Raw genomic sequence first — 22,741 nt, 5'->3', positions numbered from 1 at the left:
CAAGCCGGCGGTGCAGCCATGGCCATGCAGGCCTCGATCAGCCACGTCATGCATCACCCCCTTGGGGTGTTCTCGATGTTGGTGGCGATCAGTGCGGCGGTGCCGCCGTTGATCCGGCGGCTGGGTCTGCCCGACCTGGTGGGGTTGCTGGCGGCGGGTGTGGTGGTGGGCCCCCATGCCTTGAACTGGGTCGACAGCAGCAGCGAAACGGTGCGGCTGCTTTCCGATCTCGGGGCGGTGTATCTGCTGTTCACCATGGGTCTGGAGATCGACCTCGAGGAGTTCAACCGGGTCAAACGCCGCTCGTTCATCTATGGCCTGCTGATCCTGTTGATCGGTGTTGGCACGGGCGTCTCGATCGGCCTGATGGCGGGCTTCGCCTCGGTGTCGTGCCTGTTGCTCGGCGCCCTGATGGCCACCCACACCCCTTTGGGTTACCCGATCGTGCGCAGTTACGGCGCCCAGAAGGATGAGTCGGTGGTGGTGAGCGTGGGCAGCACGATCTTCACCGACATCGTGGCTCTGCTGCTGCTGGCGGTGGGGCTGGGGCTCGGCCAGGGCAGCCTCAGCGGGCTGGGCCTGGGCCTGCTGCTGCTCAAGATCGGTGGCTTCGCTCTGGTGGTGGTGATCGGCATCCGCTGGCTGGGCCGGCGCCTGGTGCTGCGCGGCATCAGCGATGAAAACCGGATGGTGCTTGCTGTTCTGGTGGCCCTGTTCCTGGCCTCCCTGGGGGCTGAGCTGGCCGGCGTTGAGAAGATCGTCGGCGCCTTCCTGGCTGGTTTGGCGGTGAATTCCGTGTTGCCCGAGGGCCGGGTGAAGGAGCAGGTGATCTTTGTGGGTGGCGTGCTGTTCATCCCGATCTTCTTCATCGATCTGGGATTGCTGCTGGATCTGGGCAGCCTTGGCGAAAGCCTGGGCAACTTTCAGTTCACCGCGCTGATGCTGGTGGGCGCCATCGGCGGCAAGGGCCTGGCGTCGTGGGTCAGCGGACGGCTGTTCGGTTATCGCCGCGCCCAGATCCTGATGATGTGGTCGCTGACGATGCCCAAGGTGGCGGCGACCCTGGCCACGGCCTTCATCGGCTACCAGGCGGGCCTGCTCAATCAGACCGTGCTGAACAGCGTGCTGGCGGTGATGGTGGTGACCGCCACCCTGGGGCCGATCCTCACCGAGCAGTCGGTGACTCGGCTCAAGGATCCCAGCCCCGATGCGGTGCCGGTCAGCTTCGGGGAGGAGGCGGCGGTGCTGGACGGCGTTAACGAGGTGGTGCAGCGCCCCCTGCGCATCGTGGTGCCGGTGGCCAACCCCAGCACTGAGAAAGGGTTGCTGAGCATGGCGGCTCGGCTGGTGCAGGGCTCATCGGGGGCTGAAGGTGTGCTGTTGCCCCTGGCGATGGTGAATCCCAGCCTCGAGGAGATGCGCGGTGGCTTGAACCGGGCCGTTGCGGCAGCGCGCGGACGCCTCAGCACGGCGGAGAGCATCGGCGCCCAGTTGGCTGTGCCCACCCGCAGCCTGCTGCGGCTGGATGAAGACATCGCCGGCGGCATGAGCCGCACAGCCTTGGAGCAGGCCGCGGATCTGTTGCTGATCGGTGCAGCCCGTAGTGATCAACTCCGGGCCTGGCTGATGGGCGACATCGTTGATGGGGTCTGCCGCACGGCCCACTGTCCGGTGGTGGTGGTGAATCTGGGACGTGAAACCGATAGCGGCCTGGGCCGGATCCTCGTTCCGATCAAAGACCTCTCCGCCAGTGCCCGCGAGCAGTTCGAACTGGCGCTGCGGGTGATCAACTCAGCCCCGGAGGATCAGCGCGTGCGGATCACCCTGCTGCATGTGCACGACCCCCGCTTCAGTGGCCATGACCGTCATTGGATGGAACAGCAGCTGATCCGCTGGCGCCCGCCGGGGATTCCGGAGGAGCGGTTCCACATCGTGATCGTGCGGGGGCCCGGCATCGACGGGGCCATTCATCGCCTCAGTCGCGAACACGATCTGGTGATCCTGCGCACCCAGCGCAGGCGGGTTGCCGGTCTGCCGATTCCCGGCAGTGATCGCACCAGCAAATTGATCCGTCAGCTCCCCTGCGCCTCGATGGTGATCAGCGATCCGTTGGTTTAACAGAGGCCTGCGCCCCTCTACCCGAGATGGGACGAGCGCGCCAAGATGCTCACAGCACGTGTTCCATGCCACAAGCCCCCCCTGCTAAGGCGTCATCTGAGGCCATCAATTGGCCGGTGGTTGCTGCTGTGGTGGCGGGTCTCAGCGGTGGCCTGATTCTTTCGGTTCCGCTGAGCCGGTTGGTCACGGCGCCATCCAGCACGGCAGATCAACCCTTCGCGCTGCTTCAGCCCGCGCCGCTGTCCAACCCGTTTGCCGGTTGGACAGGCTTCGGGGCCAGGGAGGTGGTGGTGCTGGGCCGGGACCGCACCAGTAGCAACACCGATGTGATCTTCACGGTGCGGCTGGATGGCACCACCACATCGATCACCCAGATCCCCCGCGACAGCTACATCGATGCCGAGGGCTTCGGCGGCATCAAGCTCAATGCGCTGATGGCCTATGGCGGTGTGGAGGCGGTGGAGCGGGAGTTGTCGCGCCTGATGAACCGCCCAATCCGTCATCACATCGTGGTGCGCCTGGATGCGATCGAAACCCTGGCCAACCTGGTGGGGGGCATCGAAGTGGATGTTCCCAAGCGCCTGTACTACGTCGATCGCAGTCAGAACCTGTTGATCGACCTGCAGCCAGGACCTCAGCTGTTGAAGGGCAAGGATCTGGAGGGCTTTCTTCGTTGGCGCAACGACGGCCGCGGCGATTTCGGCCGGCTGGAACGGCAGCAGCTGGCGCTGAAGGGGCTGTTTGAGCAGATGAAACAACCGCAGAATCTGATCCGCCTGCCGGCCTTGATCACTGCGGCGGGGCAGGCGTTGGAGACGGATCTGGGGCCAATGGAACTGGGCGGGTTGGTCACCGCCATGGGCACCACCGAACTGAAGGCCTCCAGCCTGAGGGCGGTTCCGTTCGATGCCGACGGCATCAGCTATCTGGATACGGAGTGGCCGGCGCACTCGAGCACTGGCGCCGATTCAGGTGACCCCAAGGGCCGGCGTTTTCGCTTCCTGTTCTGATCAGATCAGCAGGGTCAGTGAGCGCACCACCCGGCCGCAGAGGTCACCCACCTTGCCCCAGCGGTCTTCGTTGACGCTTGTGGCCAGGGTGTAGAGCCGGCCGCGGTCCACCACGACGGTCGCCAACTCGTGGCGGTCGCGGTCTTCCAGGTGCACGGCGTATTCAAGGTCGTAGAAGGTGTGGCCATTCACTTCACGCTCCTGCGCTTCCACCAGCTCGGCGGTGCGGCCGCTGCCGGCGGTGGCGATCACTTCACGGCGCAGGCGCTCGCCAACGGCAACGGCGCTGCCCAGTTCACTCAGCTCGTTGTCTTCGTTCACCTTGTTGATCATCAGGCTCACCGTTTCATCGCTGTGGATGAGGTCGTGAAACACCACCCGGGGTCCGTTGCTCACCTGCACCTCGGTCCAGCCGGTGGGATAGAGGAAGGCGAAACGGCCATCCGGGCTCTGGTACGACTGCAGCCCTGCCGTTGGTCCCGCCGCGCAGGCCCCCAGCACCAGAGCCAGAACGCCGCAAAGGATCACGCGACTCAGAGACTGGAGGAGCTGCATCAGCGGGGCGATCAATCCACGGGCCATTCTGCCGTTGTGGCCTGATGGTCGTGGCCCCTGTTGCGGCAGATGATCTCCGCAACTCCTACATTTCCCGCATCGGCGGCAGACCCCTGAGCGGCTTCACCAAACCGTTGGCTCGACTGATTGATCAGTTCGAGCGTCTGCCCGGCATCGGCCCGCGCACGGCCCAGCGGCTCGCGTTGCATCTGCTGAACCAACCGCAGGAGCAGATTCATCAGTTCGCTGACGCTTTGCTGGCGGCCCGCACCCAGGTGGGCCAGTGCCAGACCTGTTTCCACCTCTCCGCCGATCCCGAATGTGAGATCTGCCGCAACCCCGAGCGTCGCAATGGCGTGATCTGTGTGGTGGCGGATTCCCGGGATCTGCTGGCCCTCGAGCGCACCCGCGAATTCCAGGGGCGTTACCACATTCTCGGTGGTCTGATTTCACCCATGGATGGCATTGGTCCGGAGCTGCTGCATGTCACCGAATTGGTGCAGCGCATCACCAACGAGGAGATCAGTGAGGTGATCCTGGCCCTCACCCCCAGCGTGGAAGGGGACACCACCAGCTTGTATCTGGGGCGGTTGCTCAAGCCCTTCTGTTCGGTGAGCCGGATTGCTTACGGCCTGCCGATGGGCAGTGAACTGGAATACGCCGATGAGGTCACCCTGAGCAGGGCCCTTGAAGGCCGCCGGCCGGTATGAGCAAGTACAGCGCCATCCCTCCGGTCGAACGATTGCCGGAATGGCTGCGGCGGCCGATCGGCAACGCCTCGGAGTTGGAGCGGGTGCAGGGCCTGGTGAAGCAGAACCGGCTCCACACCATCTGTGAGGAGGGGCGCTGCCCCAACCGCGGCGAGTGCTATGCCGCCGGAACGGCGACGTTTCTCTTGGGTGGCTCGATCTGCACCCGCAGCTGTGCCTTCTGCCAGGTGGACAAGGGCCAGGCCCCGATGCCGGTGGATGCCGCCGAAGCCGAGCGGGTGGCCGATGCCGTTGAGGCGATGCAGCTCCGTTATGTGGTGCTCACGGCGGTGGCCCGCGATGATCTCGCCGATCACGGCGCCAGCCTGTTCACCAGCACCATGGCGGCGATCCGAGCCCGCAATCCGCTGATTGCCCTTGAAGTGCTCACCCCCGATTTCTGGGGGGGCGTGGCGGATCACGATCAGGCGTTGGCGGCTCAACGGGAGCGGCTGGCCACGGTGCTTGAGGCCCAACCGGTGTGCTTCAACCACAACCTGGAGACGGTGCAGCGGTTGCAGGGGGAGGTGCGCCGCGGTGCCACCTATGAACGATCCCTGGGTTTATTGGCGGCCGCCCGTGAGCTGGCGCCGGAAATTCCCACCAAGAGTGGCCTGATGCTCGGCTTGGGCGAGAACCGCGATGAGGTAATCGCCACCCTCAAGGATCTCCGCAGCGTGGATTGCCAACGGATCACCCTGGGGCAGTACCTGCGCCCCTCACTGGTGCACATTCCGGTGGCCCGCTATTGGACGCCCCAGGAGTTCGATGAGCTGGCGGAGGTGGCCCGAGAGCTGGGCTTTGCCCAGGTGCGCAGTGGTCCGCTGGTGCGCAGCAGTTATCACGCCGCCGACTGACGCCAGCCCCGCCGACTGCGCTCCAGCACGGTGGCCACATCACCACTCATCAGGGCCCCGGCGCCGCCCCAGACCATGCGCAGGGGCAGATCCCAGAGCGCCGCTTCCACATCGCGAGTTTTGCTGAAGCCGCGTTGGCGGAAGTAGCGCACCAGCCGGCGGTGCTGCTGCTCGTCGTCGCGGATGGCCAGCAACCGGGCCCGTGAGCAGGGGGTGGCCTCCTGGGCCCAGGCCATGGTGGCCGCCCAGATCAGATCACCCACGCCGGTAGGCGCCTTTGGCATCACCCGCATCGTGTCGAGCTGCAGGCCAGTGGCGGCGGAATAAGCCCATCCCTTCATTTCCCCCAGCAGCAGCAGGCTGCCGCTGGAGGCTTGCTGGGCCACCACCAGCCGCAGGCTCCACAGCCCCAGGGGGCGGCCCACCTGCAACCTCAGCAGCAGTCCCCGATCACGGGCTTCGGCTTCCAGTTGCTCAAGCATCGATCGGGATCTGGCCACGGTCATGGTCGTCCGGTCATGCTGCCGCCTGCATGGTGCCAACCGAGCGCACAGCCTTCAAAGGCAGCGGCCCGTAGAGATGGGGGAACAGCTCGCCGCTGGGGATGGCATCGGCCCGCAGGGGAGCGTTCACGGCGGCGGGATCAATCTCCAGCAGCAGCACCTCGCCGGCGTCGGCGTAGAACCGCTCAAAGGTGGCCTGCACCTGCTCCTGCCAGGAGCAGTGGATGAAGCCCACCTGCTCCAAGCTCATTCCCCGGGTGGAGATGCGGTAGCTGCCGTTGGCCTGGGCGCCCTGCCAGTCGGCCTTGAGGGTCAGGTGAAACAGAGGCTGATCCAAGGGCACCGGCACAGCATCGGCGGGGAAGTGGTGTTGTTGCCCCCCGGCATTCCAGGGGTCGGCCCGCTGCATCAGCCGCTCAAAGCGGGGATCCTCGAGGAAGCGCTGGAGCCAGTGGCGAAGAGCTTCCAGGCTGTTGTCGTTGTCGAATCCCTCGGGATCGGCGATGCGCCACTGCCGCACGAACGGCCAGAGGGCGACATCCGCCAGTGAGCAGCGCTCGCCCAGCAGCCAGCCCTGATCAGCGATCCTCTGGTTCCAGTCCTGAAGGATGGCCAGCCCGGCGGCCCGTTGCTCGTCTTTGTTGGTGCCGGGGTAGCGGTCGGTGTATTTGAAGCGGTCGAGATGATGTTTGAACGCGCCGTCGTTCTGCTCGATCAGCGCTGAGGCATCGCCGGCGTTGTGCAGCTCGCGAGGGTCTGCTTGATCCAGGGCCCAGTGCATCACCGCCAGGCTTTCTTCGATCACGCTGCCGTCCGGCAACACCAACACGGGCACGGTGCCCTTGGGGGAGACCGCCAACATCTCCGCCGGCTTGGCCTTCAGTGCGATCTCCCGCCACTGAACCAACAGTCCTGCTTCGAGCAGAGCCCAGCGGGCGCGCATGGCGTAGGGGCAGCGTCGAAAGCTGTAGAGGATCGGCAGCACGGCATCAGGGTGGTCCCTGGCAGCGATTGTCCGATGCGGACTGACTGCTCAGGCCTGCTGCTGGTCGATGTTGTGTTGGTCGATCTGGGGTTGATCAATCTGGCTTTGATCGATTTGGAGTTGCCGCATGGCGAAGCGTTCCCGGTCGGCATCGCTGAAGCGATCCACGCAGTGCACGCACTGCACCCCCTTGATGTAGCTCGGCAGTTCGCGTTGCTGGGCTGACACCGGCAGGCCGCAGGCGTGGCAAAGGCTGTGCTCTCCAGGTTCCAGCCGGTGGTTCAACGCCACCCGTTGATCAAAAACAAAGCACTCCCCTTGCCAGCGGCTCTCGGCTTCCGGCACCTGCTCGAGGTACTTGAGGATGCCGCCCCGCAGGTGGTGCACCTCCCCGAAACCCCGTTGCTGCAGGTAGCTGCTGGCTTTTTCGCAGCGAATCCCGCCGGTGCAGAACATGGCGATGCGCTTGCTGCCCTGCTCTTCGATCAGGGGCCGCAGCGTGGACTCTGCCCAGTGCGGGAAGTCGCGGAAGCTCTCGGTGCTGGGGTCGATGGCCCCCTCGAAGCTGCCGATCGCCGTTTCGTAGCTGTTGCGGGTGTCGATCACCAGGGTGTCGGGATCATCCACCAGGGCATTCCAGTGTTCGGGTTCCACATAGGTGCCCACGCTGGCGCTGGGATCCACGCTGGCCACGCCGATGGTCACGATTTCCTTTTTGCGGCGGGCCTTGAAACGGCGGAACACCGGTTGTTCGGCCCAGCTGCGCTTCACCTCGAGCCGTGCGTAGTGGTCGTCGCCCAGATCCAACGAGGCACGCAGGTGATCCAGCAGCGCGTCAACGCCGTGCTCTGGTCCGCTGATCGTGCCGTTCACCCCTTCATGGGCCACCAACACAGATCCGAGCACGCTGCCTTCGCGAGCCAGGCTCGGCAAGCTGGTCAGCAATGCCTCCCGACGCTCCTCATCCAGCGGCGTGAAGGCATAGAACGCAGCCACCAGGAGTCGGCTGTCCTTGGCCAGCACAGGCTCCAGGTTGCTTGGATCCACGCTGTTACGGGTTCAACAGTCCTCCAGCCTGCATCAGGCCGGGGCGTGCCACCGCGTTGTTGGTTGTCAGGCTTTCCTGCTGATCCGCACCGAAGCCGGCTTCAGGGGACAGGCCAGGGCATGGAAGGGCTTGTGCCCTCCTTCAAAGATCAGGCTTCCCATCGGTTGAGCGTTGGCGCTGTCGATCTTCATGGCTGAGCCACAGACCAGCACGGTGTAGCTCAAGCGGGATGCCACCCACAATGAGTGTTTTGTGCAGTGTTTCCGGTTGGTGACAGTCGGGATGGTTCGCGCAGAACCTGTCGGGCCCGATCTCAATAGCGGTGACGCTGCTTGTCGTCCTTGATCGCTTCCACGATCACCGAGAGAACAAACAGGCTGAGCAGCGAGGGGATGACGACGGGATCAATCACGGCGCCTCATCGAAGGCTGTTTCCTGTCTGACCATCCGCCAGCTCAGCCTGTGTGCCAGTGGGGCGATCGTTGCATGGGTGCAGCTGATCAACGGGGCGAGCAGCTGGCCGGAGCCGCCGCGCCCTCCTGCCAGTTGGCGGTCACCCCCGCATCGGCGAGCAGTTGGCGGTCGGCCTCCACGTCCGGGTTGCCGGTGGTGAGCAGAATATCGCCGTAGAAGATCGAATCGGCCCCCGCCTGGAGGCAGAGGATCTGCGCTTCCCGGCTCATCGATTCACGGCCGGCGCTCAACCGCACCCGGGCATGGGGCATCAGGATCCTTGCCGTCGCCACCATCCGCACCAGCTCCAGCGCTTCGAAGGGAGCCTGCTCTTCCAAGGGGGTGCCTTCCACCGCCACCAGCCCGTTCACCGGAACGCTTTCGGGATGGGGGTTCATGCTGGCCAGCACCTGCAGCATGGAGGCGCGGTCCCGCAGGGTTTCACCCATGCCGATGATGCCGCCGCAGCAGAGGGTGACGCCGGCCTTGCGCACCCTTTGCAGGGTTTCCAGTCGCTCCTGATAGGTGCGGGTGGAGATGATCCGGTCGTAGTGCTCGGGGCTGGTGTCGAGGTTGTGGTTGTAGGCCGTGAGGCCGGCTTCTGCCAACCGTTCCGCCTGCTGGTCGGTGAGCATCCCCGCGGTCACGCAGGCTTCCATCCCCATGCCGCGCACCCCTCGCACCATCTCGAGCATCGCCTCAAAGGGAGCGCCATCGCGGATCTCCCGCCAGGCCCAGCCCATGCAGAAGCGGTCAGCACCGGCTTCCTTGGCGGCCCGGGCCCGCTGAAGCACCGGCTCCACCTGCATCTGGGCTTCAAAGGCCGTCACGTCACTGCTGTTGTGGATCGACTGAGAGCAGTAGGCACAGTCTTCTTCGCAGCCCCCCGTTTTCACGCTCAGCAGCGAGGCCAGCTGCACCCGGTAGCCCGGGTTGGCTTCCCGATGCACGGTTTGGGCCTGCCAGAGCAGCTCCATCAAGGGAAGTTCCAGCAGGGTCTGGATCTCCTCGGTGGTCCAGTCGTGGCGGATGCTGAGGGTCATGGGCGGATCGGATCAAGACCGCCGAAGCGGCGGTGGCGACGTTGGAAATCGAGCAGGGCGGCTTTCAGTGCATCGGCATTGAAGTCAGGCCAGAGCACATCGGTGACGTGAATCTCGGCGTAGGCCAGTTGCCAGAGCAGGAAATTGCTGATCCGGTATTCGCCGCTGGTGCGGATCAATAGATCGGGATCCTGTTCGCCAGCCGTGAACAGTTCGGCGGCGATGCTGTTCTCGTCGATGCTGTCGGGGTCCAGCTCCCCGGCAGCAGCGCGTTGGGCCAGACGCTGAGCGGCGTGCACCAGCTCCCGTCGGCCGCCGTAGTTGGTACACACGTTGAAGTGAATGCCGTTGTTTCCCGCCGTCCGGGCCGTGGCATCGGCAATCAGCTCCTGCAGTTTCTGGGGCAGGGCCTTCAGATCGCCGAGAAAGCGAATCCGCACCTGTTCGGCCTCGAGCGCCTGCAGTTCGGCCTGCAGCACCCGTTCGAACAGGGTCATCAGGAAGTTCACTTCCTCCCCTGGGCGCGACCAGTTCTCTGTGGAGAAGGCGTAGGCCGTGAGGGCTTGGATTCCCCAGTCGCTGCACAGTCGCAGAGTGGCTTTCAGCGCTTCAACCCCAGCCCGATGCCCCATCACGCGGGGCAAACCGCGGGATTTCGCCCAGCGACCATTGCCATCCATGATCAGGGCCACGTGTTGCGGGAGCCGACCCGGGTCGAGGTCCGCAGGCAGAAGCGAACGATCGGCCGTGTCAGTGCTGGTGGCCGGAGGGCGGCTCAAGACAGCGATTCGGACGGAGCGCTACCCACCGTACGCCGTGCTGGCGGCATCGATTCGGCGGTGCTGAACAGCTCCCTGAGCAGTTCCTGGAGGCGTGAACTGGTGATCGGTCGTTCCAGCTTGCCCTGGTTCGCCAGAGACAGCGTGCCTGTTTCTTCCGACACAACGATGCAGATGCAGCGATCGAAGCGTTCCGTGATCCCGAGGGCCGCCAGATGGCGGGTGCCGAAACGGCTCACGCTGTCCCTTGACAGGGGAAGAATCACTCCCGCCGATTCGATGCGATTGCCCCGCACCAGCACGGCACCGTCGTGGAGGGGGGTGTCGGCGGCGAACAGGTTGAGCATCAGCTCGCGACTCAGCACCGCACCAATGGGGATGCCGGGATTGAGAAAGTCCTCAGGCCTCAGGTCGCTGCCCAGGTCCACCACAATCAGGGCCCCACGCCGCAACTGCGACAGCCGGCCCGCCGCCTCGGTGATCTGGCTGACGGTGCCTGCCGAAGCGCTGAACTCTTTCTGGGGATTGCCCAGCAACACGGCCAGACGGCCGGTGCCCAGTAGTTCCATCAGACGCCGCAGCTCCCCTTGCCAAAGGATGGCCAGGGAGAGCGAACAGGCCATGACGAGCGCGTCCACCAGCTTTGTGGTGAGGGGCAGGTTGGCGAAGCGCTGGACGAACCAGGCCATCGCCACCAGAAACAACCATCCCCGGAGCAGCCAGAGGGTGCGCTGCTCGTTGACGCGGGAAAAAAGCAGAAAGCCGATGGAAGAGGCAAAGAGAACGTCGAGCACAAGGCGCGGATCCACCACCGCCAACACGTTCACTCCGCCCTTCTCATCACTGCTGTCAACGTAACGCGTTGAATCGTTCTGGCAAAACGTCGTAGCGCAGCAGGTCATCCGGCTGCTCCCGCTTCTGCACCAGTTCAGCTGCCCCGTCGTGCACCAGAACGGCAGCGGGCCTCGGGATCCGGTTGTAGTTCGAACTCATCGAGGCGTTGTAGGCACCGGTGGCAAACACGGTGACGATGTCACCGCTCTCGGTGGTGGGCAGGGGCAGGTCCTTCAGCAGCACATCGCCGGATTCGCAGTGCTTGCCCACCAGGTTCACGCTTTCGTCTGGCTTGGCCAGGGGGCGATCGGCCAGGCAGCAGGTGTAGAGCGACTGGTAAGTGATCGGGCGAGGGTTGTCGCTCATGCCACCGTCGATGGCCACGTAGGTGCGCACGTTCGGGATCGTTTTGCGCGAGCCCACCGAGTACAGGGTCACGCCGGCGGTCGCCACCAGGGAACGGCCCGGTTCGCACATCAACCGTGGCAGCTCGAGGCCCCGTTCCTGGCAAGCGGTGGTGACGGCTTCGGCTACCACCTGGATCCACTGCTCAATGCTCGGGGGGTCGTCCGACTCCACGTAGCGAATTCCCAGGCCGCCGCCCACGTTGAGGTCGCTCACGGGATGGCCCAGGTCACGGGCCAGTTTCAGCTTGTCGGCCATCACCGCCGCCAGATCCCGGTGGGGCTCGAGTTCAAAAATCTGGGATCCGATGTGGGCGTGCAGCCCGGTGAGTTGGGCCCAGGGCTGTCCCACCAGGCTGCGCAGCACGGACTCCACCTGGTCGGGATCGAAGCCGAACTTGCTGTCCAGGTGACCGGTGCGGATGTATTCGTGCGTGTGGCACTCGATGCCTGGGGTGAAGCGCAGCATCAGGCGAGCCGGTTCGGCTCCAGCGGGCACCAGTTCGGCGAGGCGATCGAGATCGTGCTGGTTGTCCACAACGATCGTCACCTTGTTGGCGTACGCGAGCAGCAGCTCCTCGTCGGATTTGTTGTTGCCGTGCAGCACCATCCGCTCTCCGGGCATCCCACCGCGCAGTGCGGTCAGCAGTTCACCGGCTGACACCGCATCCAGACCCAGCCCCTCGGAGGCCGCCAGGCTGCTCATCACCAGAGAGCTGTTGGCCTTGGAGGCGTAGATCGGCAGGGATGGCCCGGCGTAATGCTTTTCCAGGGCCTGGCGGTAGGCCCGGCACGTGGCCCGAACGGTGGCTTCATCCAGCACATACAACGGTGTGCCGTAACGCTCGGCCAGATCGCTAAGACGACACCCGCCCACAACAAGACGGTCGGTGTCGTCGAGTTCTGTGGTGATCGGGGTCAGGTTGCGATTGGGGCTCTCCGCATCCCGGTTGGCCTCGAAGGGCCGTTGACTGGTGATGGTTTGGGTCACGGAGTGGCGGCGTCGAAGGGCAATCTAGGAATCGACCCTGCAGGGGGCGAACCGACTGCGCAGATCCTGCGCCTTGACCCGTCCTGGCAGCAAGCCTGTCTGGCACTGGATCAACGGGCTCTCAACGGCCTCTGGACTGCAGAACAATGGCGGCGTGAGCTGGACGACCCCCGGCGCCTCTGCATCGGTCTTGTGCAGCCCGAAGCCCTATTGGGGGTGGCTTGCGGCTGGATGGTGGCCGATGAACTGCACATCACGGCGGTGGCTGTGGATCCCGACAGGCGTCGCAGCGGCCATGGAGGTGTGCTTTTGAAAGCACTGTTGCAACGGGCACGACAGCACGGTGCCGTGCACGCCACCCTCGAGGTGGCCAGCGACAACGTTGCCGCTCTGGCGCTTTACGCCAAAGCCGGTTTCCGCACCGCAGGCACCCGTTCCGGGTACTACTCCGATGGTCGCGACGCCCTCATTCAGTGGTGTCGCATCCCGTCAGCGCCGTCGCCCACGTCGGCGGCTTGAAGTTGTTCGGTTTCCCGTCCCTGGGAGACAAAAAAAGCGGTGAATCTTGTGGGATTCATTGTTATTTTTTGTGCGCTTCAGGCCAGTCTCAGACTGGAAAGTGACCGAACAAACCGAACACTCGCAGCAGTCCCTCAACCCTGATAGCTTGGTCACATCACTGCATTGGCCCAGCGATGTTTGAACGCTTCACCGAGAAGGCCATCAAGGTGATCATGCTGGCCCAGGAAGAGGCCCGCAGACTTGGTCACAACTTTGTTGGTACCGAACAAATCCTCCTCGGCCTGATTGGCGAAGGAACGGGGGTTGCCGCCAAGGTGCTCAAGTCCATGGGGGTGAACCTCAAGGATGCCCGGGTTGAAGTTGAGAAAATCATCGGCCGTGGATCCGGCTTTGTCGCTGTTGAGATCCCCTTCACACCCCGCGCCAAGCGCGTCCTTGAGCTGTCTCTGGAAGAGGCCCGTCAGCTCGGTCACAACTACATCGGCACAGAGCACCTGCTGCTCGGTCTGATCCGTGAGGGCGAAGGTGTCGCTGCCCGTGTGCTGGAGAACCTTGGCGTCGACCTGGCCAAGGTGCGCACCCAGGTGATCCGCATGCTCGGTGAAACCGCTGAAGTCTCCGCCGGCGGCGGTGGCGGCGGTGCCAAGGGATCCACCAAAACCCCCACCCTCGACGAGTTCGGCAACAACCTCACCCAGCTCGCCACCGAAGCCAAGCTCGACCCGGTGGTGGGTCGTCACAACGAAATCGATCGCGTCATCCAGATCCTGGGTCGCCGCACCAAGAACAATCCCGTTCTGATCGGCGAGCCCGGTGTCGGTAAGACCGCCATCGCTGAAGGTCTTGCCCAGCGCATTCAGCAGGGCGACATTCCCGACATCCTTGAAGACAAGCGCGTCCTGACCCTGGATATCGGTCTGCTGGTGGCCGGCACCAAGTACCGAGGTGAGTTCGAAGAGCGCCTCAAGAAGATCATGGAGGAGATCAAGGCGGCCGGCAACGTGATCCTCGTGATCGACGAGGTGCACACCCTGATCGGTGCCGGTGCTGCTGAGGGGGCGATCGACGCCGCCAACATCCTCAAGCCGGCCCTCGCCCGCGGTGAGCTGCAGTGCATCGGTGCCACCACCCTCGATGAGTACCGCAAGCACATCGAACGGGACGCCGCCCTGGAGCGCCGTTTCCAGCCGGTGAATGTGGGAGAGCCGTCCATCGACGACACCATCGAAATCCTGCGTGGCTTGCGCGAGCGTTACGAGCAGCACCACCGCCTCAAGATCACCGACGACGCCCTTGTGGCAGCGGCAACCCTCGGAGATCGCTACATCTCGGATCGCTTCCTGCCCGACAAGGCCATCGACCTGATCGATGAAGCCGGTTCCCGCGTGCGTCTGCTCAATTCGAAGCTGCCCCCCGCAGCCAAGGAAGTGGACAAGGAACTGCGTTCCGTCCAGAAGGAAAAGGAAGATGCCGTCCGCGATCAGGACTTCACCAAAGCCGGTGAACTGCGCGAGAAGGAAGTGGAACTGCGGGAGCAGATCCGTTCTCTGCTTCAGGCCAACAAGGACGAGGTCAAGGCTGACGCAACCTCCGAATCCGGTGAAACATCTGCAACAGAAGCGCCTGCTTCGGACAGCTCACCGATGGTGAACGAGGAGGACATCGCCCAGATCGTCGCCTCCTGGACCGGTGTTCCGGTGCAGAAGCTCACCGAGAGCGAGTCGGTCAAGCTGCTCAACATGGAGGAAACCCTCCACAAGCGCCTGATCGGTCAGGACGAAGCCGTCAAGGCGGTGTCCAAGGCCATCCGCCGTGCTCGGGTCGGTTTGAAGAACCCCAACCGCCCGATCGCCAGCTTCATCTTCTCCGGCCCCACCGGTGTGGGTAAAACCGAGCTCACCAAAGCTCTGGCCACCTACTTCTTCGGCAGCGAAGAGGCGATGATCCGGCTCGACATGTCGGAATTCATGGAGCGCCACACGGTCAGCAAGCTGATCGGCTCGCCTCCGGGCTATGTGGGCTTCAACGAAGGCGGCCAGCTCACCGAAGCGGTGCGTCGTCGGCCTTACACCGTGGTGCTCTTCGACGAAATCGAAAAGGCACACCCCGACGTGTTCAACCTGCTGCTGCAGCTCCTCGAAGACGGCCGTCTGACCGATTCCAAGGGCCGCACGGTCGACTTCAAGAACACCCTGATCATCATGACCTCGAACATCGGTTCGAAGGTGATCGAGAAGGGTGGCGGCGGCCTCGGCTTCGAGTTCTCCGGTGAGAGCGCTGAGGAGTCTCAGTACACCCGGATCCGTTCCCTGGTGAATGAGGAGCTCAAGCAGTACTTCCGGCCTGAATTCCTCAATCGTCTCGACGAAATCATTGTCTTCCGTCAGCTCAACCGCGACGAGGTCAAGGAGATCGCCGAGATCATGCTCAAGGAGGTCTTTGGCCGCATGGGCGAGAAGGGCATCACCCTCACCGTGTCCGATGCCTTCAAGGAGCGTCTGGTGGAGGAGGGTTACAACCCTGCCTATGGCGCACGTCCGCTGCGTCGGGCTGTCATGCGTCTTCTCGAGGATTCCCTCGCCGAAGAGGTGTTGTCTGGTCGGATCAAGGACGGCGACCACGCCGAAGTGGATGTCGATGAGAACAAGAAGGTGGTGGTCCGCCATAAAGGTCAGGTGGACACGGCACCGCAACTCGCCGGTGCCATCGTCTGATGGTTCGATCCATCTCGTCCCACTCGATTGCCCCCGCCAGCGTCTTGCGGGGGGATGGAGCCTGGGATGAGGCCTTGCCTCAGATCAAATCCCTCTGTTCACGTCAGCTGGTGCTGGGCCGCAGTGCCTCCACTGCCGATCAGCGACAGCGTTTGGTGTCGGATCTCTTGGCCCATGGGCTCCAACCTCTTCAGGCTCAGCTTCAGTTCGACTGCTGTGAGCAGGATCTCCAGAGGGTGGCTGCTGAAGCCCAGGGCTGTGACGCCGTTCTGGCTGCCGGGGGCGGAAAAGTGCTGGACGCCGGTAAGTTGCTGGCCCATCGCCTTTCCCTGCCCTGCATCACCGTTCCACTGAGCGCCTCTACATGTGCTGGCTGGACGGCTCTCTCCAACATCTATTCCCCTCAGGGTGCTTTCGAAGGGGATGTGGCCCTTGATCGCTGTCCTGATCTTCTTGTCTTCGATCACGGCCTGGTGCGCCAGGCCCCACCCCGCACGCTGGCCAGTGGTGTCGCTGATGCCCTGGCCAAGTGGTACGAAGCCTCGGTGAGCAGCGGCGACAGCAGCGATGGTCTGGTGCAGCAGGCCGTGCAGATGGCACGGGTGCTGCGCGATCAATTGCTGATCGACAGCCTCACGGCGCTGAAGGATCCAGATAGTGAAGCCTGGGTGCGCACCGCCGAAGCCTGTGCTCTCACTGCTGGCGTGATGGGAGGACTGGGCGGTTCCCGTTGCCGCACTGTTGCGGCCCATGCCGTTCACAACGGCCTCACCCAGCTGGAGGCCTGTCACCACGTTCTGCATGGCGAGAAGGTGGGCTTCGGAATTCTTGTGCAGCTCCGCCTGGAGGAACGTCTGGGCGGCAACCGGCTTGCAGGCCAGGCACACCGCCAGCTGTTGCCGCTGCTGCGGCAGCTTGGTTTGCCTGTCAGCCTTGATGATCTGTGTCTGGCGCAGGCCAGCCTCAGTGAGTTGCAGGAGGTGTGCCGCTTCGCCTGCCGCGAGGGTTCCGATCTGCATCATTTGCCTTTCGCTGTGACGCCTGGTGCTTTGCTGGAGGCCCTTGTGGGCGCTGCCGAACTCAGCCCCAGCAGCCTTTGAAGACGCTTCTGGATCAATTGCGGCCGGCTCTGCTTGACCCGCAGGCCGAGTCCCTGGCCGCTGAGGTGCAGTGGTGGACGTTGCCAGGTCTGGGTGTGGATGATCCGTTCCCGGTGGCGGTGCTTGGCCATGGCGCTCCGTTGTTGTTGCTGCATGGTTTCGACAGCAGTTTTCTCGAATACCGGCGCCTGGCTCCCCTCCTGGCCGATCGCTTTCAGCTGTTCATCCCCGACCTGTTCGGTTTTGGTTTTTCGCCGCGTCCCCGGGGCCTGACCTACGGGCCAGAGGCTGTGTTGCGGCATCTCGATGCCCTGCTGGAGCGGCTCCCCACAGACGCTCCCCTGAGCCTGATCGGGGCCTCCATGGGAGGGTCAGTAGCCGTGGAGCTGGCCCGGCGTCATCCCGAGCGTGTGGCTTCTCTGCTGCTGCTGGCTCCTGCCGGTCTCACGGGGCGTCCGATGCCTGTTCCGCCCCTGTTGGATCGTTTTGGTGCCTGGTTCCTGGGGCGTCCTGGTGTGCGGCGTGGTCTTTGTCGCCAGGCTTTCGCTGATCCCGATGCGGATGTGGGTGCTCCGGAAGAGCAAATCGCCTCGTTGCACCTGCAATGCCCCGGCTGGGCGGAGGCCTTGGCGGCCTTCGCACGCAGTGGTGGATTCGCCGGATGTGGGGATCCCCTGCCCTCCCAATCACTGCACGTGATTTGGGGTGACAACGATCGGATTCTGCGTGCCCCGCAGAAGCAGGCGCTTCAGGCCTTGCTGGATCAGCCTGTGGAGACCTTCCCCTCCTGCGGCCATCTCCCCCATATCGATCAGCCCCGCAAGGTGGCTGAGCGGTGTCAGGCGCTGTTGAACCATGGCTGATCCTGTTCTCAATGTGCTGGCAGGGGCCCTGCGCCTGTGGATTCGCAGCCAATGCGACAGCATCGGTAGCCTCGAACTGGCCCTGAACGGCTCCAGCTGGTCATTGCTGCGGGGGCGTCTGGATGGTGTGACCCTCACGGCGAGGGATGCCTGTTTCCAGGGGCTGCCCTTGCAGCATGTTGAGTTGCGCAGCGGTCCGATTGCGGTGGACATGAAGCTGCTCAGTCCCGGTCAGATGCTGGCCTTGAAGCAGCCGTTCCAGGTGGCGGGCGAGGTGAGTTTCAACGGCCGTCAGCTCAACAGCGCGTTTCTGGCCGAACCCTGGCGCTGGCTCGGGGACTGGATGGCTGAACAGCTGATGGGGCTCAGCCCGTTGGGGGCGCTGCGCATTGACGTGGATCTGCTCGAGTTGCAGGTGCCCGTCGCGGCCCATCAAGACCCTGTTCGCCGTCGCTTCCGCCTCAATGCGGAGCAGGGAACACTGTGCTTCCTGCCGGAGACCGCCGATGAACCGCGCACCCTGCTGCCGATGGACCCCGCCATTCGAATCGAGCAGGTGCAGCTGGCGGGTGGCCAGCTGGCCCTCAAAGGCCAGGCCAGCGTCACTCCATAGCGCTGCTTATGGGGCCAACAGTGGTTGGCACAGAGCGATCGCGTAGAAGACCACAGCTGGGGTGAACAGATAGCTGTCGATCCGGTCCAGGATCCCGCCATGGCCGGGCAGCACGTCACCGGAGTCCTTCACGCCTGCATCGCGTTTCATCATCGATTCCGTCAGGTCTCCCACCAGGGCGAACAGAGCGATCAGCGCCCCCAGCAGCAGGCCCGGCAGGCCATGCAGCGCCCAGCCCATCAGCTGGCCGCAGATCAGGCCGATCAGCATGGCCGAGATGAATCCCCCGATCGCTCCTTCGATGGTTTTCCCTGGGGAGATCGGTGAGAGGGGCCGACGCCCGTAACGCCGTCCCACGGCCCAGGAGCCGATGTCGGTGGCCACGATCATCAGGCAGGCCGACAGGGTGATCTCCAGACCGTTGTCCAAACCGCGCAGACTCAGCCAGTGGCTGGGCAAAAACCCCAGGTAGAACAGCCCGAAGATCGATGCCGCAATGTCGGCGATGGACCCCGTTATCGGTTGCAGCAGCAGCCAACCGCAGATGGCGGCTCCAGAGAGCGGCAGAACAGCGTGAGCCACATCAGCCGGCAGCCCGCCCTGGATCGCCCACTGGGTGGTGAACAGCAGCAGTTGGCAGGCCACCAGGGTGGTTTTGGTCGCGGGGCGAATTCCCTTGAATTGCGCCATCCGGAAGAACTCCAGCAGGCCAAGGTGCACCATTCCCCCCAGGGCGGCGGTGAACCACCACCCCCCCAGGCTCACCACCAGCAGGCCAAAGCCGCCTACACCGAGGCCACTGATCAAGCGCTTGCGCAGGGCTGCTCGGGCCGCTGGTGCTTGGCTCTGATCGAGGACAACCTCACGGATCACGCTGATTGGAGGCGTCCTGGTTTCACACTATCAATCGCTGTCGGTCGTGATCCCGAGGTTTGAGGGCACCTCTGCCGTCCCAGATCAGCCCTCGCTCACCACAGAAAGTGCGTCGGGGATCTGGTCTCCCCAGAACAGCTGCTGGCGTTCAAGCCAGTGCTGCCGCTGGCGATCGAGGCGTTCGCCGGGAATCAGCAGGGGGATGCCCGGTGGGTAAGGGCACAGCAATTCAGCCGCGATGCACCCTTCCGCATCCTTCAACGCCACCTGTTGATGCTCCGCCGTCCAGGCCTGGGTTGGTGACTGGGCTGGGGAGGTGACCAGCGGAAGCGGTGAAGCTTCGAAGGCCGGCAAGGGAGTGCGATCGGGGAAGCTCTGCAGCAGGTTCTGCCAGTGGTGTCTCATTTGCCGCTCCAGCCCTCTATGGCGTGCCAGCCCCAGGCAGAGGGTGAGGCTGGCTGGCTCCGGCAATTCGCCCACCAACCCGCGGGGCAGGAACCAATCGTCGGCATCCAGGCCGGTGATGCCCGCCTGCCCCGTGTGCAGGATCAGGCGCAGAGGATCCTGGTTGCTCAGCAGAGGCACGCCGCTATGGCGCAGGCCATCGGCGAGCGCTTCCGCCTCCTGCAGACGCTGCAGCAACTGACGGCGTCCCTTGGGCCGCTGCCAGTGTTGAAGAGCTTCTTCGCAGGAGGCCAGCAGCAGCGCACTGGGGCTGGTGGTTTGCAGCAGGCCCAGGCTGCGTTCCACGCGCACGGGATCCAGACGCTCCCCCTGCAGCCAGAGCACCGCTGTTTGCGCCAGTGCTGCAGCCGACTTCTGCAGGGAATGCACCACCAGATCAGCGCCGCAGTGCAGAGAGCTGGGGGGGAGGGGATGGTCCACCCCAGCGGCGAAATGACAGCCGTGGGCTTCATCCACCAGCACGCAACAGCCCTGTTGCTGCAGCCGCTGAATTACTGCCGTTGGGTCATTGGCATAGCCCTGGTAGGTGGGATGCACCAGAACTGCAGCACGGAGGGGGGCTCCATCGCGGGGTAGGGCCTGAAGCACCCGTTCGATCCAGGCCGAATCCGCCGGTGCCGGCTGGCCCCGGTCGCTTTGAAAGGGGAGATCGAACAGCACCGGCCGCAGGTCCCCAAGAACGCAGGCCTGAATCAGGCTGCGATGCACGTTGCGGGGCAGCAGCACCCGCTCTCCGGGCCGGACCATGGCCAGCAGTGCGGCCTGCAGCAACCCCGTGGCCCCGTTCACCCCGTACCAGCAGCGCGCCACCCCCATCGCTGCCGCGGCGGAGCGTTGGCTGTCTGCGATGGCGCCGTCCGCCTCCAGCGGACCGCCAAGGGCTGGTAGTTCCGGCAGGTCCCAGACGCCGGCGCGGCGTCGCAGCAATTGACGCAGTCCATCCGGAAGGGCAGCCCCCCGTCCGTGGGCCGGCAGAAACAGGGGCTGACCGAGGCGACGGGTGAGCTGGGGCAGAAGCGCCATCAAATCCCCCTGATCTCCTTAAAGTCTCTCTCTGTACTCAGCGCGATGCGATGCGTTACGACCCCGGGCGGGATCTCGGCTGGCTGCTGCTGCGTCCCTGGGTCGCCATTCCGCGCCTTGTTCAGGTGCTGTGGTCCCTGGCGGGGCTGGTGCTGGTGCTGCTGTTGCGTGGAGGCAGCAATGACCCCGCCGTTCAGCAGGGGCTGGCGCGTCGCATTCTCAACACCCTGACGGGTCTGGGGCCCTGCTTCATCAAGCTGGGACAGGCCCTCTCCACCCGACCTGATCTGGTGCGTCGGGACTGGCTGGAGGAACTGACACGCCTGCAGGACGATCTGCCGGCCTTTCCCCATGCCACCGCCCTGGCTTGCATCCGCGAGGAACTCGGTGCGCCGGCAGAGGAATTGTTTGAGGAGTTTCCCGACACCCCGATCGCCGCCGCCAGCCTGGGCCAGGTGTACAAGGCCCGTCTGCAGGGCCAGCACTGGGTTGCGGTGAAGGTGCAGCGGCCCAATCTCACCTTCATCCTGCGGCGGGATCTGCTGTTGATCCGGGCTTTGGGGGTGATGACGGCGCCGTTGCTGCCGCTCAACCTCGGTTTCGGGCTGGGCGGAATCATTGATGAGTTCGGCCGCAGCCTGTTCGAGGAGATCGATTACGGCCTGGAAGCGGCAAATGCCGAGCGGTTTTCGGCGCTTTTTGCAGATAACGATGCGGTCTACATCCCGAAGGTGGAGCGGATGCTCAGCTCCACCCGGGTGCTGACCACCACCTGGATCGATGGCGCCAAGATGCGTGACAGCGAAGAGCTGCGTTCCCAGCGTCTTGACCCAACGGCGTTGATCCGCACCGGCGTGATCTGCGGCCTGCAGCAACTCCTGGAGTTCGGCTATTTCCATGCCGACCCCCACCCCGGCAACCTCTTCGCCCTGCCGGGTCGCACCGGCGATCTCGGCCATGTGGGGTATGTCGACTTCGGGATGATGGATTCCATCAGCGATAGCGACCGGCTCACCCTCACCGGTGCTGTGGTGCACCTGATCAACCGTGACTTCTCCGGGTTGGCCAAGGACTTCCAATCCCTCGGGTTTCTCAGCCCCACGGCCGATCTCACTCCGATCATTCCTGCCCTTGAAGAGGTGCTCGGCGGCAGCCTCGGCGACTCGGTTGGATCGTTCAACTTCAAGGCGATCACCGACCGTTTCTCGGAGCTGATGTTCGATTACCCCTTCCGGGTTCCGGCGCGCTTCGCCTTGATCATCCGGGCCGTCGTCAGTCAGGAAGGCCTTGCCTTGCGGCTGGATCCGAACTTCCGAATCATTGCTGTGGCCTATCCGTACGTGGCCCGTCGACTGTTGGCGGGTGACACCAGCGAAATGCGCGAGAAGCTGCTGGAGGTGATCTTTGATGAATCAGGCCGCCTGCGCCTGGATCGGCTCGAAAGCTTGCTGGATGTGGTGGGTCAGGACGCTCCCGCTCCTGGGAAGGAATTGATCCCTGTGGCTGGGGCAGGTCTGCGGCTGCTGCTCAGCCGAGATGGTGCCGACCTGCGCAAACGTCTGCTGATGACGCTGATCCGTGACGATCGTCTTCACACCGACGACGTGCGTGCCCTGGTCGGCCTGCTGGGTCGCACCTTCGGCCCAGGGCGTCTGGCCGGCGGCCTGTTGCAGCGCCTCAACCCGTTGGCGGCAGCGTGATCCCGAGATCACGATTCCAGCGAGATTGTGGAACTCACCGCTAAGGTCTCAGCTCTTTGAGATCGGCGTCGATGCCTGAGGAGATCAGCGCCCAGGAGCTTGAGCAGCTGCTCCAGATGATGACCCTGCCCCAGCCCCCCTACCTGCTGGCGGGTATCGGTCTGTTGATGGGTGTGCTCTGCGGCCTCACCTTCGGCCGTCAGGTGCAGAACAAACTGGATGGCTGGAAGCAGGACCGACTCCCTCTGATGCCCCTGGGGACTGCCGAGATCAACCTCAGCTATGCCGGCACCCTCATCGGGGTCACCCTGTTCATCGGTTGCTGCCTTCAGATCTTCGGGTTTGCCTCTGGCGCTGCCCTGCTGGTGGCCCTGCTGCTCTCGCTGCTGACCGGTGGTGCCTTGTTCTCTCAGCTGGAGCGCCTGATGCAGCAGGTAGAAGCGGGCAAGTTCAAAGCGGTTGATTTCGACAACTTCGACGAATTCTTCTAAGCCCTTAAGCGAAGCCGCTGTTCTGCTTTGTCGGGTTTCGTCCTCGGT

The 22,741-nt window shown here is 64.1% G+C and carries 22 protein-coding genes; 11 read left to right on the top strand and 11 right to left on the bottom strand.

The window, feature by feature from the left end; genetic code table 11:
- Nucleotides 1-18: 18 nt before the first annotated feature.
- Together SynM161_RS07535 and SynM161_RS07530 are read left to right on the top strand one after the other, a co-directional pair.
- Nucleotides 19-2,118, top strand: a complete 2,100-nt coding sequence (locus SynM161_RS07535; RefSeq protein ID WP_186542603.1) for a cation:proton antiporter — start codon at nt 19-21, stop codon at nt 2,116-2,118.
- Between the two features lie 65 nt (nt 2,119-2,183).
- Nucleotides 2,184-3,128, top strand: coding sequence for an LCP family protein (locus SynM161_RS07530; RefSeq protein WP_186540653.1), 945 nt, complete (start codon nt 2,184-2,186; stop codon nt 3,126-3,128).
- On the opposite strand, the gene psbP is transcribed toward SynM161_RS07530, so the two are convergent.
- Nucleotides 3,129-3,710: a photosystem II reaction center PsbP gene (gene psbP / locus SynM161_RS07525; RefSeq protein ID WP_186540651.1), complete on the bottom strand. Its 582-nt coding sequence runs from the start codon at nt 3,708-3,710 to the stop codon at nt 3,129-3,131.
- 107 nt (nt 3,711-3,817) lie between these two features.
- On the opposite strand from psbP, the gene recR reads away from it, so the two are divergent.
- Nucleotides 3,818-4,393 carry a recombination mediator RecR gene (gene recR, locus SynM161_RS07520; RefSeq protein WP_186542602.1) on the top strand — a complete coding sequence of 192 codons (576 nt, stop codon included), beginning with the start codon at nt 3,818-3,820 and terminating at the stop codon, nt 4,391-4,393.
- Nucleotides 4,390-5,289: a lipoyl synthase gene (gene lipA, locus SynM161_RS07515; RefSeq protein ID WP_186540649.1), complete on the top strand. Its 900-nt coding sequence runs from the start codon at nt 4,390-4,392 to the stop codon at nt 5,287-5,289. Before recR ends, lipA begins: the two co-directional genes overlap by 4 nt.
- Here the strand turns inward: lipA and SynM161_RS07510 are convergent.
- The 8 genes from SynM161_RS07510 to lysA all read right to left on the bottom strand — a co-directional run bounded on the left by SynM161_RS07510 (nt 5,274) and on the right by lysA (nt 12,329).
- Entirely contained in the window at nt 5,274-5,771 is a 498-nt protein-coding gene (locus tag SynM161_RS07510) for a hypothetical protein (RefSeq protein ID WP_186542601.1), read from the bottom strand. The two genes, lipA and SynM161_RS07510, sit on opposite strands and share 16 nt — an antisense overlap.
- 34 nt (nt 5,772-5,805) lie before the next feature.
- The gene (locus tag SynM161_RS07505; protein ID WP_186540647.1) at nt 5,806-6,777 is read right to left on the bottom strand and encodes a DUF952 domain-containing protein; all 972 of its coding nucleotides are present in this window, start codon (nt 6,775-6,777) and stop codon (nt 5,806-5,808) included.
- Nucleotides 6,778-6,825: 48 nt separating this feature from the next.
- Nucleotides 6,826-7,824 (bottom strand): rhodanese-related sulfurtransferase, encoded by a 999-nt coding sequence (locus SynM161_RS07500; RefSeq protein WP_186540645.1) that lies wholly within the window; start codon nt 7,822-7,824, stop codon nt 6,826-6,828.
- 66 nt (nt 7,825-7,890) lie between these two features.
- On the bottom strand, nt 7,891-8,061 hold the full coding sequence (locus SynM161_RS07495) for a hypothetical protein (protein WP_170950638.1): 171 nt from the start codon (nt 8,059-8,061) through the stop codon (nt 7,891-7,893).
- A gap of 264 nt (nt 8,062-8,325) precedes the next feature.
- The gene (gene bioB, locus SynM161_RS07490) at nt 8,326-9,321 is read right to left on the bottom strand and encodes a biotin synthase BioB (protein WP_186540643.1); all 996 of its coding nucleotides are present in this window, start codon (nt 9,319-9,321) and stop codon (nt 8,326-8,328) included.
- Entirely contained in the window at nt 9,318-10,100 is a 783-nt protein-coding gene (locus SynM161_RS07485; protein WP_186540641.1) for an isoprenyl transferase, read from the bottom strand. The genes bioB and SynM161_RS07485 overlap by 4 nt, the downstream gene beginning before the upstream one ends.
- Nucleotides 10,097-10,927 carry a diadenylate cyclase CdaA gene (gene cdaA / locus SynM161_RS07480; RefSeq protein WP_115131972.1) on the bottom strand — a complete coding sequence of 277 codons (831 nt, stop codon included), beginning with the start codon at nt 10,925-10,927 and terminating at the stop codon, nt 10,097-10,099. The genes SynM161_RS07485 and cdaA overlap by 4 nt, the downstream gene beginning before the upstream one ends.
- Before the next feature lie 22 nt (nt 10,928-10,949).
- Nucleotides 10,950-12,329, bottom strand: coding sequence for a diaminopimelate decarboxylase (gene lysA, locus SynM161_RS07475; protein ID WP_186540640.1), 1,380 nt, complete (start codon nt 12,327-12,329; stop codon nt 10,950-10,952).
- A 3-nt stretch (nt 12,330-12,332) separates the two neighbouring features.
- On the opposite strand from lysA, the gene rimI reads away from it, so the two are divergent.
- From rimI to SynM161_RS07450, 5 genes are all read left to right on the top strand, one after another.
- Complete coding sequence (gene rimI / locus SynM161_RS07470) at nt 12,333-12,848, top strand: ribosomal protein S18-alanine N-acetyltransferase (RefSeq protein WP_114987812.1); 516 nt, start codon at nt 12,333-12,335, stop codon at nt 12,846-12,848.
- Nucleotides 12,849-13,024: 176 nt separating this feature from the next.
- On the top strand, nt 13,025-15,565 hold the full coding sequence (locus SynM161_RS07465) for an ATP-dependent Clp protease ATP-binding subunit (protein ID WP_186540638.1): 2,541 nt from the start codon (nt 13,025-13,027) through the stop codon (nt 15,563-15,565).
- Entirely contained in the window at nt 15,565-16,665 is a 1,101-nt protein-coding gene (locus tag SynM161_RS07460; protein ID WP_186540636.1) for an iron-containing alcohol dehydrogenase family protein, read from the top strand. The genes SynM161_RS07465 and SynM161_RS07460 overlap by 1 nt, the downstream gene beginning before the upstream one ends.
- Complete coding sequence (locus SynM161_RS07455) at nt 16,662-17,528, top strand: alpha/beta fold hydrolase (RefSeq protein ID WP_186540635.1); 867 nt, start codon at nt 16,662-16,664, stop codon at nt 17,526-17,528. Before SynM161_RS07460 ends, SynM161_RS07455 begins: the two co-directional genes overlap by 4 nt.
- Nucleotides 17,521-18,141 (top strand): DUF2993 domain-containing protein, encoded by a 621-nt coding sequence (locus SynM161_RS07450; protein ID WP_186540634.1) that lies wholly within the window; start codon nt 17,521-17,523, stop codon nt 18,139-18,141. The genes SynM161_RS07455 and SynM161_RS07450 overlap by 8 nt, the downstream gene beginning before the upstream one ends.
- A 6-nt stretch (nt 18,142-18,147) precedes the next feature.
- Here SynM161_RS07450 and SynM161_RS07445 read toward each other — a convergent pair whose 3' ends face one another.
- Complete coding sequence (locus SynM161_RS07445) at nt 18,148-19,014, bottom strand: phosphatidate cytidylyltransferase (protein WP_186540633.1); 867 nt, start codon at nt 19,012-19,014, stop codon at nt 18,148-18,150.
- A gap of 84 nt (nt 19,015-19,098) precedes the next feature.
- Nucleotides 19,099-20,502, bottom strand: a complete 1,404-nt coding sequence (locus SynM161_RS07440; protein ID WP_186540632.1) for an aminotransferase class I/II-fold pyridoxal phosphate-dependent enzyme — start codon at nt 20,500-20,502, stop codon at nt 19,099-19,101.
- A gap of 50 nt (nt 20,503-20,552) precedes the next feature.
- Here SynM161_RS07440 and SynM161_RS07435 point away from each other — a divergent pair, with 50 nt between their 5' ends.
- Nucleotides 20,553-22,202: an AarF/ABC1/UbiB kinase family protein gene (locus tag SynM161_RS07435; RefSeq protein WP_186540631.1), complete on the top strand. Its 1,650-nt coding sequence runs from the start codon at nt 20,553-20,555 to the stop codon at nt 22,200-22,202.
- Between the two features lie 71 nt (nt 22,203-22,273).
- Complete coding sequence (locus tag SynM161_RS07430) at nt 22,274-22,693, top strand: hypothetical protein (RefSeq protein WP_006850033.1); 420 nt, start codon at nt 22,274-22,276, stop codon at nt 22,691-22,693.
- Nucleotides 22,694-22,741: the final 48 nt, after the last annotated feature.

Source organism: Synechococcus sp. M16.1, from assembly GCF_014279895.1.
GTDB lineage: Bacteria > Cyanobacteriota > Cyanobacteriia > PCC-6307 > Cyanobiaceae > Parasynechococcus.
This window is presented reverse-complemented; position numbering and strand designations above follow the sequence as displayed.

Bases quoted from the DNA above. Each gene is read 5' to 3' on its own strand.
- SynM161_RS07535 (WP_186542603.1), top strand. From the start codon at position 19: ATGGCCATGCAGGCCTCGATCAGCCACGTCATGCATCACCCCCTTGGG.
- SynM161_RS07530 (WP_186540653.1), top strand. From the start codon at position 2,184: ATGCCACAAGCCCCCCCTGCTAAGGCGTCATCTGAGGCCATCAATTGG.
- psbP (WP_186540651.1), bottom strand. From the start codon at position 3,710: ATGGCCCGTGGATTGATCGCCCCGCTGATGCAGCTCCTCCAGTCTCTG.
- lipA (WP_186540649.1), top strand. From the start codon at position 4,390: ATGAGCAAGTACAGCGCCATCCCTCCGGTCGAACGATTGCCGGAATGG.
- SynM161_RS07510 (WP_186542601.1), bottom strand. From the start codon at position 5,771: ATGCTTGAGCAACTGGAAGCCGAAGCCCGTGATCGGGGACTGCTGCTG.
- bioB (WP_186540643.1), bottom strand. From the start codon at position 9,321: ATGACCCTCAGCATCCGCCACGACTGGACCACCGAGGAGATCCAGACC.
- SynM161_RS07465 (WP_186540638.1), top strand. From the start codon at position 13,025: ATGTTTGAACGCTTCACCGAGAAGGCCATCAAGGTGATCATGCTGGCC.
- SynM161_RS07460 (WP_186540636.1), top strand. From the start codon at position 15,565: ATGGTTCGATCCATCTCGTCCCACTCGATTGCCCCCGCCAGCGTCTTG.
- SynM161_RS07450 (WP_186540634.1), top strand. From the start codon at position 17,521: ATGGCTGATCCTGTTCTCAATGTGCTGGCAGGGGCCCTGCGCCTGTGG.
- SynM161_RS07440 (WP_186540632.1), bottom strand. From the start codon at position 20,502: ATGGCGCTTCTGCCCCAGCTCACCCGTCGCCTCGGTCAGCCCCTGTTT.
- SynM161_RS07435 (WP_186540631.1), top strand. From the start codon at position 20,553: ATGCGTTACGACCCCGGGCGGGATCTCGGCTGGCTGCTGCTGCGTCCC.
- SynM161_RS07430 (WP_006850033.1), top strand. From the start codon at position 22,274: ATGCCTGAGGAGATCAGCGCCCAGGAGCTTGAGCAGCTGCTCCAGATG.